We start from the raw sequence: 16275 nt of genomic DNA, 5'->3' as shown, positions 1-16275 counted from the left end.
GTCGCGCCGCCTCCCGTGCCGCCTTGCCTCAGGCCTCTGCCTGAATGTCGCGCCGGCCCAGGCCCGCCGAATAGCGGATGAGATAGCCGTCCGGATCCTGTACCAGGAACTGCTGCACGCCCACCTCCGTGGTCCCGGCGCGATACCACTTCTCCTCGGGCTCCATGTACAGCGGCCAGCCGGCGCCGCGCAGGGCATCGACGATAGGCGTGATCGCGGGCACCTCGATCTGCAGATTGATCCCGCGCCCCAAGGGCGCTTCCAGCGGGCCGGTGATCCAGTTCCTGCCGTGGCCGTATTCCTCCAGCATGACCTGGGATCCGTGCTTGTCCAGATAGGCGAAACGGTCTTCCGGGCGGTCGTAGGCTATCGAGAACCCGCAAAGCCCGCACCAGAAATGCAGGCTCTTGCGGATGTCGGACACCAGCAGTTCGGGCACGACGCGGGCGGCGGAGAATTCGGCGGCGGGAAGGACGGGGTAGTTCATGGCGGAGGTTTGCAGGATGCGCAGGAGGGCGGGGATCAATGCCGCGGGAACCGGTCGGATCCAGCGGCAGGACGCGGCAGTGCATAGACGATGGTCTCGCGGTCGTAGTGGCGTTCGCGCGCCCGGAACGTAAACCCGAGTTTTTCCAGGACGCGTACGGAGGCTTGGTTGTCGGGCCAGACAACCGCGACGAGTTCGGAAACTTCCGTTTCGCGCCAGGCATACTCGCACAATTGCTGCGCGGCCTGGCTTGCATATCCCTTTCCCCAAGCCGCGCGCTGCAGCCGATAGGCAAGCTGGATGCTGTCCGTGCCAGCCAATGGGACCAGGCTTACCCAGCCCATTGCGACGCCGTCTACTGTGATCGCCCAGTGGCCCAGTTGGGTCGGCGGTTCCCGCAGCCATGCCAGCAGCTCCTGCCGCCGTGCCTCGTCTGCCGGTTTGATGCCGGTGCTGTAGCGCATGACCTCGGGGTCGGATTCCATGGCCAGCAGCATGGGGATGTCATCTTCCTGCATGCGGCGCAGGGTCAGGCGGGGAGGCAAGGGCATGGATTCATTCACTGGCTGCTTGGGTAGCCAGGATGATAGCCGTTCATAGCCACCAGCCCGTCTTGCGGAAATATGGTTAGGCGCCTTATTATTTCGGCATCGAGAATCACTGGGCTGGATTACTCATGCAAGACCCACAACACATGCTTGAACCCAAACACCGCGCGCTGCTCGATGTCGCCGCCAAGCGCGGCCTGCCGTCGGCCGACGGCATAGCCCTTTGCTTTCAGCTGCTGTCGCTGGCCAGCGCCATCGACCGCGATTGCGCTGCCCGGCTGGCGCCGCGCAAGTTGTCGGAGGGAAAGTTCGTGCTGCTGTTCCTGCTGCATGAGCAGGCCGACGGCATGTCGCCGCACGAGCTGGCCGATGGCGCGGGCGTCACGCGGGCCACGGTCACGGGCCTGCTGGACGGCCTGGAGCGCGATGGTTTCGTCTCGCGCCGCGCGGGCAAGGAAGACCGGCGCAAGATCATCGTGAAGCTGAGCGCCAAGGGGCGGGCCGAGGCCGCGCAGCTGTTCAAGACGCATACGGACTGGATAGATTCCCTGTTTGCGGGCTTGGGCCCGGCGGACCGGGCGCGCCTGCGCACGCTGCTGGGCAAGATCTGGCAGGGAACCGACGCGGGCCGGACCGCGGGACAGGAGAGCACGCAATGAACAAGAAAGCTGCCGCCGCGCCGACGGGCAGGGGCGTGAAGGACATCGGCGCGGAACGCGTGGCGCAGCTGAACGCGGGCGAGCCGGCACGCAATCTGACCGAATGCCTGGCCGTGGACTTTGCCGAATTGATGCAGGCAGCCGCGCCCCAGGTCGGCGCCGAAGCCATCGCAGTTCTGCGCGCGCAGGCTGCGACAGGCATCTCCAAGCGCATGGCCGTGGCGGCGCGGACTCTGCTGGACGGCCTGGGCGCGGACGCCTTCAAGCAACTGCGTGATCACCGCTCGGATACCGTCCGGGGCTGGGCCTGCTTCATGGTCGGTGCAATGCCGGACCTGAGCTTGCAGCAGCGGGTGGCGCTGATCCGGCCGCTGGCCGATGACGGGCATTTCGGCGTGCGGGAATGGGCCTGGCTGGCGGTGCGTCCACAATTGGCGGCGGAACTGGACGCCGCAGTGGAACTGCTGCGGCCCTGGACCGCGGACGCGTCCGAACGCGTACGTCGTTTTGCCAGCGAGTCGCTGCGCCCACGCGGGGTATGGTGCGCGCACATTGCGGCCTTGAAGGCTGATCCCGGCCGCGCGTTGCCGCTGCTGGAGCCGCTGCGGGCCGATCCGGCCATCTACGTGCAGGACTCGGTGGCGAACTGGCTGAACGACGCCAGCAAGGACCAGCCGGACTGGGTGCGCGAAGTCTGCGCGCGCTGGTCGCGGGGCAAGCCGGCCGCGGCGACGCAACGCATCTGCCAGCGCGCGCTGCGTTCCATCGGCGCCTAGCCGCGGGTTTGGGCAGATACGCTTGCGCCCATCCGGCCGGCCAGCGATTACAACTGGCTCATGCCCCCATCCGCGATGATTTCCGTGCCCACGATGAAGGCGGATTCGGGCGAGGCCAGGTGCAGCACCGTGGAGGCGATTTCCTGCGGCGTGCCGAAACGCCCCAGCGGCACCTGGGCGCGGATGCTGGCGGCGGTCTTTTCCAGCGCCGCGGCATCCAGGCCCAGCTTGTCATAGATCGGCGTGGCGACCGGCCCGGGACTGATGACGTTGACGCGTATGCCGCGCGGCAGCAGCTCGGCCGACAAGGTCTTGGCCAGCGAAATCAGCGCGGCCTTGCTGGCCGCGTAGATCGATGAGGCAGGCATGCCGATGCGGGCGTTGATCGAACCATTTAGCACGATGGACGCGCCCGGGTTGAGCAGCGGGTCCAGCGCCTGCAACTGGAAAAAGGCGCCTTTGACGTTGGTCGAGAAGGTCTGGTCCCAGAGGGCCTCGGTGGCTTCGGCCAGCGGCGCAAAGCGGGCCACGCCGGCGTTGATGAAGACGGCGTCCAGACGGATGCCGGCCTGGCGCAGTTCGGCCGCCAGCGCAGCGGGGGCGCCGGGGGCGCCGGCGTCGTTGCGCAGCGCCAGCGCATGCGAACCCAGGCTGGCGCGCACCTGCTTGAGCACCGCGGCGTCGCGCCCGGTGACGACGACGCGGGCGCCCTCGGCGGCGAAAGCCTGGGCGGCGGCCAGGCCGATGCCGCTGGTGCCGCCGGTGATCAGGACGGTCTTCTGTTCGAAACGGTTCATGGTGGGCTCCTTGGAAGCCGGGGGGTGTCCTGCGCGTTTGCGGCGGGCGGGTTTGCCGCTATCCACGATAGATCAATCAGGGGCCCGGCGGGCGATTCGTTATAGTCATTGCTGACCGCGATCAATCTGCGGCAATGCGGCGAAGTCCGCGCACAAAACAGTCCAAGGGACGGGCATGGAAGAGACGACACTGAACTGGGCATCGCTGGTCGATGATCTGAACAAATTGCTGCGCCTGAAGACCACGGTCATCGGCATGAAGCTCTACGAGCGCGAAGACGACATGGCCGCGGTCAAGGGCCTGCGGCGTCCGCAGGCCACGCACACCACCGACCAGATCGTGGGCATGGCCGCCCGGCTCGGTTGGACGGTAGGAATCACGGGCGACGACCTGGTCGGCGCGCAATGCCGCGCCGTGGTCGGCCTGGGGCCGCAGGATGAGGCCTGGAAGCGCGGCGAGGATTACGTGGGCGTCTGGCACGCCACCCAGGAAGATGCCCAGGCGCGCCAGGAGGCGCTGTCCTGTGTGCCGGCGGGCAAGTACCGCGGGCTGGTGGTGTCGCCGCTGGCCTCGGGCCGGCTGGACCCGCCCGACGTCTGCCTGATCTACGCCACGCCGGGCCAGATGATCATCCTCATCAATGGCTTGCAATGGAAGAACTACCGGCGCTTTGACTGGAGCGTGGTGGGCGAAACGGCCTGTGCCGACTCCTGGGGCCGCGCGCTCGCCACCGGCGAGCCCAGCCTGTCCTTGCCCTGTTACGCCGAGCGCCGCTACGGCGGCGTGCCCGACGAGGAAATGCTGATGGCCTTGCCGCCGCGCTACCTGCCCATCGCAATCGAGGGCATGAAGGCGCTGTCGGCCAATGGCCTGCGCTACCCGATTCCGCCCTACGGCATCCAGAACGACGTGCGCGCCGGCATGGGCGTGAGCTATGCGCGTGCGCCAGCGTCGTCCAAGCCCTGATGGACGGCTGCGCGCAAGGCGCCCGCCAGCACGCGGGCTGCCGGTCCCAGCGGCTGGTCGATGCGGTGCGCCAGATAGGTTTCGCTGACCACCTGGCTGCCGCGCCCCAGGCTGTCGGTCGGCAGGCGCAGCAGGCGGCCTTCGGCCAGGTCGCGCTCCACCTGCCAGTAGGGCAGCCGGCCCCAGCCCACGCCCGCCAGGATCAGGGCGTGCTTGGTGTCCTGGCCGCTGACGCGGCAGGTCTGCGGCGACAGCACTGCGAAGTCCCGGCCCTGGGTCAGCGTGGAGGGATCCGTCTGCACGATCTGCACGTGGTCGGCGAGTTCAGCCGGACCCAAGGGCATGTCGGCCGCGACGCGCTGCGCCAAGGCGTGGCCCGCGCCCACCACCGCCACCATCTGCACGGACGACAGCGCCTGCATCACGATCCGCGGATTGCGGAAATGGTCGCCGGCGACGATGGCCAGCGTATGGCTGCGCGTCAGCAGGGCTTCCACCGGGCCGCCCAGGGGCAGCACGGATACGCGCACGGCGACGGACGGATAGACGGCGCGCAGCGCGTTCAGGGCGGCGCCTACGTCGGCGATCGGAAACAGCGTGTCCACCGCCAGCGACAGTTCCAGCTCGACGCCTTCGCCCAGGCCCTGGGCGCGGGCGCGCATGGCGTCCACGCGGAGCAGGATGTCGCGGGCGTTGGCCAGCAGGGCCGCGCCTTGCGGCGTCATCAGGGGCCGGTGGCCGCTGCGGTCGAACAGGGTCACGCCCAGCTGCGCTTCCATGTTGGCAATGGCGTGGCTGACGGCCGATTGCACGCGCGACAGGCGGCGCGCGGCCGCGCGGAAACTGCCGGCGTCGGCCACGGCGGCGAATACGCGCAACTGGTCCAGGGTCAGGGCGTCTATCATTCTGCCGGCTGATCTATCCAATCGATCGATTCCATCAAAAGATTATCACTTACCGGGATCGCTTTGCGCTGGCATCCTGGCTGGGTCGTAAAACAAGGGAGACAAGGATGGGCAAGGAAGGAACGCGCTGGTCGGCGGTGCTGGCCATCGTGGGGGCAGGGGTGGTTGCGGCGCTGCAAGTGGGCAAGGTCATCATTGCAGCGCCCTTGCTGCGCAAGGACATGGGGCTGGATCTGGCCTCCATCGGCGCGCTGGCCGCGGTGTTTTCGATCCTGGGCCTGGTCGGCGGCATTGCCGCGGGCGGCGTCATCAACCGCTATGGCGCGCGGCGCATGCTGCTGGCGGGCCTGGCGGCGACGGCGGTGGGCTCCGTGATGGGCGCGATGGCGTCCGCCTACAGCGTCCTGCTGGTCTCGCGGGTGGTGGAGGGGCTGGGCTTTCTGATGATTACCGTGGCTGGACCCGCGGCCCTGCAACGCATGGTGTCGGCGTCCACCCGCGACTACGCCTTCGCGCTGTGGAGTTGCTACATGCCGGCGGGCATGGCGATTGCGATGCTGGCCTCGCAGGCCTTCAGCGGCTGGCAGGCCTATTGGTGGTGCGCCGGCGCAGCGGTGCTGGTGGCCATGGTATGCGTGGCGGCGCTGGCGCCGGCCAACCCGGGCGGGGCCAGCCTGTCGTGGCGGGGCTTGCGGCAGGACACGGTCGATACCATGGGCGCGCCCGGTCCGCGCCTGCTGGCGCTGTCGTTCACGCTCTACAGTCTGATGTTCTTCGCGTTGTTCACCTTCCTGCCCGTGCTGCTGACCGAGCAACTGGGCCTGCCGCTGGCGACCGCCGGCCTGTACAGCGCCATCGCCAGCGCCGCCAACGTGGTCGGCAACCTGGGCGCGGGCGTGTTGCTGGCGCGCGGCTGGCGGCGTTCCACCCTGATCGCCTGCGCCAGCCTGATCATGGGCGCGGTGGCGCTGTTGATCTTCCGCTCGGTGCTGCCGGCCATGCCCACCTTCCTGCTGTGTGTGCTGTTCTCGGCGGTGGGCGGACTGATACCGGCCACGCTGCTGGGCACGGCGCCGCTGCTGGCGCCGCGGCCGGCGTTGACACCGGCTTCGGTGGGGCTGGTGATGCAGGGAAGCGGCCTGGGCCAGGTGATCGGCCCGGTGGCGGTGGGCGGCGCGATCGACCGCTACGGCTGGTCGGTGGCATCGCTGATCGTCGCGGCCGCCGGGCTGGGCGGGGTGTTTCTGGCGTGGCGCTTGCGGCGCCTCAAAGGTCCGGGGTTATAGAGGGCGCGGATCGCGCGGTGGTGTCACGAGCCAGGCATATCATGGGAACTTGTCCTGAAATGGAGCCACCATGCACACGCCTCCCCCCAGCCTGGTCATCTTCGACTGCGACGGCGTCCTGATCGATAGCGAAATCATCGCGGCGCGCGCCCAATCGCGGGCGCTGGCCGCGCATGGCATTGCCATCACGCCCGAGGACGCCGCGCGCCGCTTCGCAGGCATCCCCGATGCGGACATGTGGCAGACCCTGCAACAGGAAAACGCCCGCAGCCTGCCCGAAGGATTTGCGCGCGAATACGCGGACGGGCTCGAAGCCATCTTCCGCCAGGAGTTGCGCGCGTTGCCGGGCGCGCTGGAGACGGTTCGCACGCTGCGCGAGCGCGGCCTGCAGGTCTGCGTGGCCTCCAGCAGCACGCCGCCCAAGCTGGAGGCGGCCTTGAAGCTGGTTGGCCTGTGGGATCAGTTCGCGCCCAATGTGTTCAGCACCGCGCAGGTGGCGCACGGCAAGCCGGCGCCGGACGTGTTTCTCTTTGCCGCCCGGCAGATGCGAGCCGCAATCCTGGATTGCGTGGTGGTGGAAGACAGCGTGCCCGGCGTGCGCGCCGCTCGCGCCGCGCGCATGCGCGCCATCGGCTACGTGGGCGCTTCGCATAACGGGCCGGACCAGCGCCAGCGCTTGCTGGACGAGGGCGCATCGGACGTCATCGACGATTTGCGGCGCTTGCCGGAGTTGCTGCTGGACTAGGACGCGCGCGCCTATGCCGCGGCAGGCGAGGGCTCCGGCTTGACCCGCACCGCGCGCAGCACGCCCACCATCAGGCAGGCGATGCCGATCAGCGTCAGCGGCTGGGGCATCTGCCCGCGCAGGATGTAGGCATAGGCCAGGGCCGCCAGCGTTTCGAACACGATCAATTGCCCCGCCAGCGCGGTGGGCAGGCGCTGGCTGGCTTCGTTCCAGCACAAGGTGCCCAGCCAGGACGCGAACAGGCCGATGATGGCCATCAAGGCCAGGAAGACCTCGGGCCTGGGACCAGCCGGCATGGGAAAGTCGCTGCCGGCCGCGGCCATGCCGGCCCACAGCACAAGATAGCCCGCCAGCGCCAGCGGCAATGTCGCCACGCCCTGGGCCGTGGCCCAGGTGCGCGGGCTGCGGTCGGGATGGGCGCGGAGCCAGTCCGCGTTACGCAGCGGATACCAGGTCCAGCACGCCACTGCGCCCAGCGCCAGCAGCGCGCCGATGGCGTAGCGCGACATGTCGGCGTCGGCATCCTGGCGCAAGGCTTGCAATTCCACCTGATTGACGCAGGCGATGCCCAACGCGATCAGCGCCAGCGCGGGCGCCAGCCGCTTCCAGGGCAGCCGGCCGTCGCGCCGAGCGTTGCGCAGGTTGGCGCTGATGGCGATGACCACGGGGAGCGTACCGATAATCATGGTGGGCAGCGGCCCGCCCGCGCGCTGGATGGCGCTGGCCAGGCACAGGTAGTAGAGCAGGTTGCCGATGGCGGCGAGCTTCAGCGCCTCGATCCAGTCGGCGCGCTGCAACTGGCGCAGGCCGCGGCGATCCAGCCAGGCCAGCGGCAGGGCGATCAGGCCGAACGCCAGGTAGCGCGCCACGGATTGCAGCGCGGCAGGGTATTCCGGCAGCAGCAGGGGCCCCACGAACACCAGCCCCCACATCAGGCCGGCGGCCAGGGCATAAAGGGTTCCAGCCCACATACGACGTCGCTCCAGGTCACGAATGGCGGCAGTCTAGCCAGCGGGCGGGCGGCGCGTCTTGTACCAGATTGCGGTGCGGGGCTCAGGCGCGGACTTGCTTTTGGTAGCGCGCGGGCGTGACGCCGTAGCGGCGCGAGAAGGCGCGGGTCAGATGCGCCTGGTCGGTCAGTCCCGAGGCCAGCGCCACCTGGGCAGGCGATTCGCCCGCGGCCAGCCGGCGCTTGGCTTCGAACAGCCGCAGCGCCATCAGCATCTGCTGCGGCGTGGCGTGGTATTGCGCCTGGAAGCTGCGCAGGAAATGAAAAGGGCTGAGGCCGGCCACGGCCGCGAGTTCGTCCAGCGTCAGGCGGCGCGCCAGGTTGGCGCGCAGGTAATCGATGACGGGCGCAAAGCGCGGGGCGCCGGTGTCCCTGGCCGTGCGCGGCACACGCGCGTGGCGGCGAAACTCGCCCAGCAGCGCGTACAAGGCGCTGTCGAACGCCAGCGGTTCGCGCGCCTGCCATAAGGTGTCCAGCAGCGCGGTGACGCGCTGCGCGCCGGCCGCGTCATGGCCGACCGCCGTATCGAACCACCAGCCGCTTTCGCCGGTGACGCGGGCCACCACGTCCGGGTCCAGGTAGACCATGCGGTAGCGCCAGCCGCCCTCGGTTTCGGCGCGGCCGGTATGTAATTCGTCGGGGTTCATCAGCACCACCGAGCCCGAGGGCGCCAGATGCTCCGCCCCCCGGTAGCGGAAGCGCTCGACGCCGGACTCGATCGCGCCCAGCCCGTAGGCTTCGTGGGTATGTGGCTCGAAGGCGTAGCGGACGATGTGCGCGCGGTACAGCTCCACGCCGGGCAGGTGCGCCGCCTGCCGGAACTCGGCGCGGTCGCCGGGATGTTCGAACGCCTGCGGCACGCCCGGCATGACGGGCGCGGCAAGGTCGGAGAGGGCATGGTCGGCGGGGCGCATGATTGGATTTAAGCATGCCGGCACGCGCCGCAGCGCCCCTTGGGCCGCGCGCTCAGGAACCGGACATGTCGCGCGCCCGCGCCAGCAGCAGTTCGCGTTCGCGCGCATTGCGCGTCATGCCGGCCGCGCGTTCGAACTCGGCGCGGGCCTCAGACTTGCGCCCCAGCTTGGCCAGCAGGTCCGCGCGCACGCTGGGTAGCCAGTGGTAGTTGGCCAGCGCCGGTTCCTGTGCCAAATGGTCGGCCAGGTCCAGCCCGGCCTGGGCGCCGAATGCCATGCCGACGGCGACGGCGCGGTTCAGCTCCACGACTGGCGAGGGCGCGGCCTGGGCCAACGCGTCGTACAGCGCCACGATGCGCGGCCAATCGGTTTCCTCGGGCGTGCGCGCCCGGGCGTGACAGGCGGCCAGTTCGGCCTGCAAGGCGTAAGGGCCGCGCGGGGCTCCCAGACTGTCCGACAGCGCCAGCGCCGCCAATCCGCGGCGGATCAGCAGGGGGTCCCAACGGTTGCGGTCCTGCTCCATCAGCAGGACGGGACGGCCCTGCGCGTCGGTGCGGGCATGTAGGCGCGACGCCTGCAATTCCATCAGCGCCGCCAGTCCGTGGACCTCGCTTTCGCCCGGCGCCAGCTGGGCCAGGATGCGGCCCAGACGCAGCGCCTCGTCGCACAGCGCGGGACGCATCCAGTCATCACCGGACGTCGCGGAATAGCCCTCATTGAAAATCAGGTAGATCACTTCCAGTACCGACGCCAGGCGCGGCGCGCGCTCCTCGGCCCGGGGGACTTCAAACGGCACGTTGGCCGCGGACAGGCTGCGCTTGGCGCGCACGATGCGCTGCGCGATGGTGGATTCCGAGGCCAGGAAAGCGCGCGCGATCTCGGCGGTGGTCAGCCCGCCCAAAAGGCGCAGGGTGAGCGCCACGCGCGCCTCGGTGGACAACAGCGGATGGCAGGCGGTGAACACCAGCCGCAGCAGGTCGTCGCCGATGTCGTCCTGGCGCGCGGCGTCCAGCGCGTCGACGAAATCGGGCTCGACGTCGGCCTGCAGGGCTTCCAGCTCGTGTCCGATCTGCTCATGCTTGCGCGTATGCAGCGCGTCCAGCCGCAGGCGGTCGCGCGCGCGATTCTTGGCGGTAGTCATCAGCCACGCTCCCGGGTTGTCCGGCACGCCGGTTTCGGGCCAGCGTTCCAGGGCGGCGACCAAGGCATCCTGCGCCAGCTCTTCAGCCAGTCCGACGTCGCGCACCAGGCGCGCGACGCCGGCGATGACGCTGGCGGCTTCGATCCGCCAGACCGCCTCGATGGCGCGATGCACGGTCTCCCGCGTCATGCGCTGGGCACTTCGCCGGGGGCCATGTACACCAGCTCCCAGACGTGGCCGTCCAGATCCTCGAAGCCATGCGCGTACATGAAACCGTGGTCCTGGGGCTGGCGCGGAGCGGTGCCGCCGGCGGCGAGGGCGCGCTTCACCTGCTCGTCCACTTCGGCGCGGCTGTCGCAGGACAGCGCGATCAGCACCTCGGTGGTCTTGGTGGCATCGGCTACCGGCTTGCCGGTGAAGGTCTGGAAAAAGTCCTTCACCAGCAGCATGACGTAGATGCTGTCGCTCACGACCATGCAGGCGCCCTGGTCGTTGGTGAACTGCGGATTGAAGCTGAAGCCCAGGCTCTTGAAGAAAGCCTGCGATTTCTGCATGTCAGCGATGGGGAGATTGACGAAGATCTGGTTGTGCATGATGTTCCCGCTTCCTTTTTAGTGTGTGTCCTGGCGCCTTTCCGCCAGGGTCTTGAGGTTGGCCAGCCCGTCTTCGAAATCCTTCCCGACCATGCTGTCCATGTTGCAAAAGAGATGCACCGGTTTGGCGGCGTGGTTCAGCCGCTCATTGGCCATTGCCGGATATCCGCCGATAGCGTTCGACTCCCTCGCTGGGGCCGAATTCGTCCAGTTCGAAGACCTGCCGCACTTCGACGGCGCAGGACTGGCCGGGGAAGGGCTGGGGAAAGCGCAGCGCCCATTGCATGGCCTCCTCGCGCGAGCGGACCTGGATCATGGTGTAGCCGGCGATCAACTCCTTGGTCTCGGCGAACGGGCCGTCGACCACCGTGCGCTGGTCCTTGTCGTACTGCACCCGCCAGCCCTTGGAAGAGGGGTGCAAGCCATTGGCGTCCAGCAGCACGCCGGCCTTGGCCAGCGCCTCGTGATAGGTCGCCATGGCGGCCAGCAGGCTTTCCTGCGGCATCACGCCGGCTTCGCTGTCCGGCGTGGCGCGGACGATGATCATGTATCGCATTCCTGGGACTCCTCGATTCTGACTACAAGGCCCGAGGGGGGCTTGTACTGGCACGACGAACGGCAAGACGCGGAATCGACAGAAAAATGATGAACCTAGGGAAACTACCAGGAAAGCGGGCGGACCGGCGTGATCCTGCACACCGTTACAAAGGCACAGCCCTGGTTGCAGCGCGCCTCCATACACTCGCAGCGTCCACAACTTTGAACACCAATATGAAAATCCTGTGCAGTCTTGCCTTGCTGGCTTCCTTGCTGACGGGCTGTGCCGTCTATACCCCCAGTGGCGCGGTCATCGTCGATCCTCATGACGGCGGCGGCCGTGGCGGTTTCTGTCCGCCGGGCCAGGCCAAGAAAGGAAACTGTTGAATCTTGCGGCTGGCGCGCGCGCCAGCCGCAGGTCCAGCATGGGCCGCGTGCCTACATGAAGCAGGGGCCCAGTTCGCGGACCTCAACCGTGGCCCACTGGGCGGCCGGACACTCGGCCGCCAGCGCCAGCGCCTCTTCCCGGGTATCGCAGTTCAGCAGGAAAAAGCCGCCTATCATTTCCTTGGCCTCGGCATAGGGGCCGTCCACCAGGGAACGTTCGCCGTCGCGGATCCGCAGGCGCACGGCTTCCGATTCGGACTTCAGGGATTCCGCGCGCGCCAACAGGCCGCGCGAACTCAGGTCTTCCGCATAGCGCAGCATCTGCGCGTAGGCTTCGCGGCCCTCTTCGGGCGTGCGCTGGGCGCGCTGGCCCACCGGTTCGACGATGAAAAGCAGATAGGACATGGGATCTTCCAGTTCGGACTGCCGATAAGGTTCGCCAGATTACCGCTGATCGACCCATTTCGGCCACTTGGAAGAGTTCGTGCGAGTTTTGACTCGTGCTCCCGCTGGAGCTAGCAAATGAGTCTGTAAGCAATTCTAACGCCGCGCGCCGCAGCGTTTTACCAAAGCTTCGAACTCGTCCGGGTGGTCCTGCACGAAATCAATTCGGGCCTCACTGTCCAGCAACGCACAATCCGCGTCACCCGGAATCGCAGGCGAAGTCGGGCGAATCAACGGCGCCCGTTGAGGATTTGGCCGGGATTGGCCCGGTTCCGAATCGATATGTTCTATTGACTCCACGATGTGTCTCAACTGATTGATGTTGGCCGCATGAGCGAGTCGTATTCGCTGAGCGATTTCGCCCTGTATCGCATGGATTACAGGGTTGCCAGAAAGCAGGCTGTCATTCGCGAGCGTTTTGTCGAACAGGTAGTCATAAACTTCTTGTAGAGGTCCAAGCCCGGCGGGATTCAAATCCCCTGACGGCTGCCGGATGATGGACAGGATCTCTGAGTTCAAATGGTCCTGTAGTTGCTGCTGTATGAACTCCTTAGGATCATTGAAAGCGTCACGGGTATTCTGGAAGGCAGAAATCAATGATCGGCCTTGTTGCTCGGCTTCGGCAAGCTTGGCTACTGTCTGCGCTGCCTGTCGGGATTTTCCCGCGGACGTTTGAGCCTGCTGGATACAAACCTGAGCCAAGGACCGCAAGCGAAGAAGTTCGCAATGATCCTCTGCCGAGGATTCGAAACATTGAGGCCAGGCAGTTACCGTGCGCCGGACAATCCCTGTCAACGCGTTGCATTCCAGCCCCGCTCCGATATTCGCCCGAGTTTGGCTCATACACTGACTTTGCTGTCTGTATATGCCACTCAACTGCACGAAAACATCATGCGAAAACTTTCTGCAAGCTGTAATGGTCGGTGGGGTTGGCATCTGCGGTAAAGGCTGAGATGGCTGTCCTTGGGCGGCAGCTAGCGTGCAGAAAAGCGGTATCAATAAACATCCGTAACGCACGAATGGTATCGTCCGCGCTTTGAATCGCGACCTGCCGCATTGGATTGCCGCGCGTATCAGCGGGGCCATGTGTTGGCGCGTATATGGCATTGCATTTCCGCTGCGACTGCGCGGTTCACAATTGCGCCGATCTTGGTAATTGCGGCCGCACAAAGGGAATTGTTGCGAATGCCGTCACATTGTTTTATGGAAATTTTTCCGGATTTCAACTTGTCCAGAAATTGGTCGTCAGTTGTACCGAACGCATCTGTTGCAGCCGCGGCAGATAGTGCTTCGGCTGTCGTTCGGTCAAACTCTCTTGCCTGATCCAGTGTTGCTTGGACGGCAGCGTTGGGCGAATACCCTTGAGTTGAAGCCGACCGCATCACCTCCATAACATCTGTCGCCAGTACCTGTGACCGGATACTATCCACCTGGGCGTTACCGGTCACCGGTATCCTGCCCGCGAGGTATTGCATGTTGCTGCGACAACGTCCGCTCGCGGAGGTAGCCTGTGCCACTCGCTCGTATCGAGTTGCAGGAGTACTTGTGTGAGGCGCTGCGGCCAACAAATAGATGTCGCGCGGATTCGCCCCGGCAGCCAGGTTCTTGATCTTGTCCCCCGACGGGCCATACAACGCGCCGCTGCGCATAACCCCGTTATCAAACTGACCCTGCAGTCGATTTCCATTCGGATAAATTATTTCGCCTGTTCCGCTTGGGCTGTCGTTGCGGAATCCTCCTTCGTATACGCGGCCGTCGAGGTAAGCATAGCGGCCGTTTCCGTCTCGTTTTCCATTGCTCATTGTCCCTTCATACGTACTCCGACTTTCAGCGTACTGCAGAGTCAGGACGCCCGAGCCTGTCGCCTTGCCAGCTTGGCAAGCGCCAGTCCAATCCACATATGCAGGCGCCGCTCCACGCATGTCCAGATCGACGATGCAACCCTGACGAGACTGAATTGGGCCTATCGGCTGCGACACCACGTTGGCCGCCGGCGCGAGCATTAGGCATAGAAGAAGAACACGGCGGTTTCCCATGAATTTTCTCCGAATGTGTGCACGACTGTTTGCGGCAAAATGGGATTTTTTCCCTAAGTCGCCCACTCGTTTCCGTACTTCGTCGCAGTGCGCAAGTGGTTCGTGCGAAATGGGTTGAAATGTGGGCATAGCTTAGGACGCGCGGAGAGGCCGGTCATACTTAGAATTGGGTATGCAGTTTTTCGCCAGCATGGTCGTTAGCGTCTTCCTTTGGCCGTCCAGCATCTTTTGCTCGAGACCGGCGCAATTTGCTCTGCTGTCTGGCACGATATCCGGCACGATTCTCTTGAAAGAGGTCTTATGGCTTTCGACACGCAGGGGGCTGGCAACGCCCACGCCCGCAGCTGGCTGCGCTGGCTGCCCGGATTGGCGATGCTCAGGTCGTATCGGGCCGCCTGGCTGCCCAAGGACGTGGCCGCCGGCCTGGTGCTGACGACCATGCTGGTGCCGGTCGGCATTGCCTATGCCGAAGCGTCCGGCGTCCCGGGCGTTTATGGCCTTTATGCCACCATCATTCCACTATTGGCCTATGCGCTGTTCGGCCCCAGCCGGATCCTGGTGCTGGGACCGGACTCCGCTTTGGCAGCGCCCATCCTGGCGGTGGTGCTCAGCGTTTCCGAAGGCGATCCGATGCGCGCGGTGGCCGCGGCCAGCCTGATGGCGCTGGTCGCCGGGCTGTTCTGCATCGTGATGGGATTGCTGCGGCTGGGTTTCATCACCGAACTGCTGTCCAAGCCGATCCGCTATGGCTACATGAACGGCATTGCGCTGACGGTGCTGGTCAGCCAGTTGCCCAAGCTGTTTGCCATCTCCATCGAAGACGCCGGCCCGCTGCGCGAACTGGTGCAGCTGGGCCAGGCCGTTTACCAGGGGCAGACCAACTGGTACAGCTTCGGGGTAGGGGCGGCGACTTTGGCGGTGATCCTGCTGCTCAAACGCTACGAGCGCGTGCCGGGCATCCTGATCGCGGTGATCCTGGCGACGCTGGCCGTCAGCCTGTTCCACCTGGACTCGCAGGGCGTGAAAGTGCTGGGCGAAATCCCGCAGGGGCTGCCCAAGTTCGTCTTGCCCTGGCTCAGCAACGCGGACCTGGTCAAGATCGCGCTGGGCGGCTGCGCGGTGGCGCTGATCGCCTTCGCCGACACCAGCGTGCTGTCGCGCACCTATGCCGCGCGTACCAACACGCGGGTCGATCCGAACCAGGAAATGGTGGGCCTGGGCGTGGCCAACCTGGCGGCCGGCTTCTTCCAGGGCTTTCCGATCAGCAGCAGCGCTTCGCGCACGCCGGTGGCCGAGGCGGCGGGTTCGCGCACGCAGCTCACGGGCGTGGTGGGCGCGCTTGCCGTCGCGGGGCTGCTGGTCGCAGCGCCCAACCTGCTGCGCTATCTGCCGAACAGCGCGCTGGCCGCGGTGGTGATCGCGGCGGCCATCGGCCTCTTTGAATTCAAGGACCTGCGCCGCATCTACCGTATCCAGCAATGGGAGTTCTGGCTGTCGATGGCGTGCTTTGCCGGCGTGGCCGTGTTCGGCGCCATTCCCGGCATCTGCCTGGCCGTGCTGATCGCCGTGATCGAATTCCTGTGGGACGGCTGGCGTCCGCACTTCGCCGTGCTGGGCCGCGTGCCCAACCTGCGCGGCTACCACGACCTGAAACGCTATCCGAATGCTGCACTGATCGACGGCCTGGTGCTGTTCCGCTGGGACGCGCCGCTGTTCTTCGCCAATGCCGAACTCTTCCAGCAACGCCTGATGGAAGCCGTGGAGGCCTCGCCCACGCCGGTGCGCCGGGTGGTGGTGGCTGCCGAGCCGGTCACCAGTGTGGACGTCACGTCGGCGGACATGTTGCGCGAACTCAGCCGCAGCCTGGCCCAGCAAGGCGCGGCGCTGCATTTCGCGGAAATGAAGGACCCCGTGCGCGACAAGCTCAAGCGCTTCGAACTGACCGAGGTTTTTGGCGACGACCGCTTCCATCCCACGGTGGGCAGCGCGGTGGACAGTTACCTGGAGAGCGGGGGCGGCGGGCATCCTGGAGATTGAGGCCCGC

19 protein-coding genes are annotated in these 16275 nt (G+C 66.3%); 6 read left to right on the top strand and 13 right to left on the bottom strand.

Annotated features, from left to right (window positions below; all coding sequences use genetic code 11):
• Positions 1-28 precede the first annotated feature (28 nt).
• Complete coding sequence (locus HV793_RS16150) at positions 29-487, bottom strand: bleomycin resistance protein (protein WP_054456499.1); 459 nt, start codon at positions 485-487, stop codon at positions 29-31.
• A 35-nt stretch (positions 488-522) separates the two neighbouring features.
• Positions 523-1038 (bottom strand): GNAT family N-acetyltransferase, encoded by a 516-nt coding sequence (locus tag HV793_RS16145; RefSeq protein WP_175213518.1) that lies wholly within the window; start codon positions 1036-1038, stop codon positions 523-525.
• Between the two features lie 125 nt (positions 1039-1163).
• Here HV793_RS16145 and HV793_RS16140 point away from each other — a divergent pair, with 125 nt between their 5' ends.
• Together HV793_RS16140 and HV793_RS16135 are read left to right on the top strand one after the other, a co-directional pair.
• Positions 1164-1694 (top strand): MarR family winged helix-turn-helix transcriptional regulator, encoded by a 531-nt coding sequence (locus HV793_RS16140; RefSeq protein WP_225588743.1) that lies wholly within the window; start codon positions 1164-1166, stop codon positions 1692-1694.
• Positions 1691-2470, top strand: coding sequence for a HEAT repeat domain-containing protein (locus tag HV793_RS16135; protein WP_175213517.1), 780 nt, complete (start codon positions 1691-1693; stop codon positions 2468-2470). Before HV793_RS16140 ends, HV793_RS16135 begins: the two co-directional genes overlap by 4 nt.
• A 47-nt stretch (positions 2471-2517) precedes the next feature.
• Here HV793_RS16135 and HV793_RS16130 read toward each other — a convergent pair whose 3' ends face one another.
• Positions 2518-3267, bottom strand: coding sequence for an SDR family oxidoreductase (locus tag HV793_RS16130; RefSeq protein ID WP_054456432.1), 750 nt, complete (start codon positions 3265-3267; stop codon positions 2518-2520).
• A 175-nt stretch (positions 3268-3442) separates the two neighbouring features.
• Between HV793_RS16130 and HV793_RS16125 the strand changes: the two genes are divergently transcribed.
• Positions 3443-4234: a DUF169 domain-containing protein gene (locus HV793_RS16125; RefSeq protein ID WP_054456433.1), complete on the top strand. Its 792-nt coding sequence runs from the start codon at positions 3443-3445 to the stop codon at positions 4232-4234.
• On the opposite strand, the gene HV793_RS16120 is transcribed toward HV793_RS16125, so the two are convergent.
• The gene (locus HV793_RS16120) at positions 4201-5139 is read right to left on the bottom strand and encodes a LysR family transcriptional regulator (protein WP_175213516.1); all 939 of its coding nucleotides are present in this window, start codon (positions 5137-5139) and stop codon (positions 4201-4203) included. The two genes, HV793_RS16125 and HV793_RS16120, sit on opposite strands and share 34 nt — an antisense overlap.
• A gap of 107 nt (positions 5140-5246) precedes the next feature.
• Here HV793_RS16120 and HV793_RS16115 point away from each other — a divergent pair, with 107 nt between their 5' ends.
• Together HV793_RS16115 and HV793_RS16110 are read left to right on the top strand one after the other, a co-directional pair.
• A complete protein-coding gene (locus HV793_RS16115) occupies positions 5247-6425 on the top strand; it encodes an MFS transporter (RefSeq protein ID WP_175213515.1) in 1179 nt (392 codons plus the stop codon).
• A 70-nt stretch (positions 6426-6495) separates the two neighbouring features.
• A complete protein-coding gene (locus HV793_RS16110) occupies positions 6496-7170 on the top strand; it encodes an HAD family hydrolase (protein WP_175213514.1) in 675 nt (224 codons plus the stop codon).
• An 11-nt stretch (positions 7171-7181) separates the two neighbouring features.
• On the opposite strand, the gene HV793_RS16105 is transcribed toward HV793_RS16110, so the two are convergent.
• The 9 genes from HV793_RS16105 to HV793_RS16065 form a co-directional block, all read right to left on the bottom strand.
• The gene (locus tag HV793_RS16105; protein WP_175213513.1) at positions 7182-8141 is read right to left on the bottom strand and encodes a DMT family transporter; all 960 of its coding nucleotides are present in this window, start codon (positions 8139-8141) and stop codon (positions 7182-7184) included.
• Positions 8142-8223: 82 nt separating this feature from the next.
• Positions 8224-9048, bottom strand: a complete 825-nt coding sequence (locus HV793_RS16100) for an AraC family transcriptional regulator (RefSeq protein WP_175181486.1) — start codon at positions 9046-9048, stop codon at positions 8224-8226.
• A 97-nt stretch (positions 9049-9145) separates the two neighbouring features.
• Positions 9146-10423 carry an RNA polymerase sigma factor gene (locus tag HV793_RS16095; protein WP_175213512.1) on the bottom strand — a complete coding sequence of 426 codons (1278 nt, stop codon included), beginning with the start codon at positions 10421-10423 and terminating at the stop codon, positions 9146-9148.
• Positions 10420-10827 carry a VOC family protein gene (locus HV793_RS16090; protein ID WP_125471701.1) on the bottom strand — a complete coding sequence of 136 codons (408 nt, stop codon included), beginning with the start codon at positions 10825-10827 and terminating at the stop codon, positions 10420-10422. Before HV793_RS16090 ends, HV793_RS16095 begins: the two co-directional genes overlap by 4 nt.
• Before the next feature lie 18 nt (positions 10828-10845).
• Positions 10846-10983: an SRPBCC family protein gene (locus HV793_RS16085; RefSeq protein WP_175213180.1), complete on the bottom strand. Its 138-nt coding sequence runs from the start codon at positions 10981-10983 to the stop codon at positions 10846-10848.
• Complete coding sequence (locus HV793_RS16080; protein WP_054456440.1) at positions 10973-11383, bottom strand: YciI family protein; 411 nt, start codon at positions 11381-11383, stop codon at positions 10973-10975. Before HV793_RS16080 ends, HV793_RS16085 begins: the two co-directional genes overlap by 11 nt.
• Before the next feature lie 419 nt (positions 11384-11802).
• Positions 11803-12156, bottom strand: a complete 354-nt coding sequence (locus HV793_RS16075) for a YciI family protein (protein WP_119449411.1) — start codon at positions 12154-12156, stop codon at positions 11803-11805.
• Between the two features lie 135 nt (positions 12157-12291).
• The gene (locus tag HV793_RS16070) at positions 12292-13038 is read right to left on the bottom strand and encodes a hypothetical protein (RefSeq protein ID WP_175213511.1); all 747 of its coding nucleotides are present in this window, start codon (positions 13036-13038) and stop codon (positions 12292-12294) included.
• A gap of 230 nt (positions 13039-13268) precedes the next feature.
• The gene (locus HV793_RS16065) at positions 13269-14231 is read right to left on the bottom strand and encodes an MORN repeat-containing protein (protein ID WP_175213510.1); all 963 of its coding nucleotides are present in this window, start codon (positions 14229-14231) and stop codon (positions 13269-13271) included.
• Between the two features lie 300 nt (positions 14232-14531).
• Here HV793_RS16065 and HV793_RS16060 point away from each other — a divergent pair, with 300 nt between their 5' ends.
• Positions 14532-16268: a SulP family inorganic anion transporter gene (locus HV793_RS16060; protein WP_175213509.1), complete on the top strand. Its 1737-nt coding sequence runs from the start codon at positions 14532-14534 to the stop codon at positions 16266-16268.
• Positions 16269-16275: the final 7 nt, after the last annotated feature.

Source organism: Achromobacter aegrifaciens (genome assembly GCF_902859965.1).
Classification (GTDB): Bacteria; Pseudomonadota; Gammaproteobacteria; order Burkholderiales; family Burkholderiaceae_B; genus Achromobacter; species Achromobacter aegrifaciens.
Note: the sequence above shows the minus strand (reverse complement) of the source record. Positions and strands in the feature narration are given on the sequence as shown.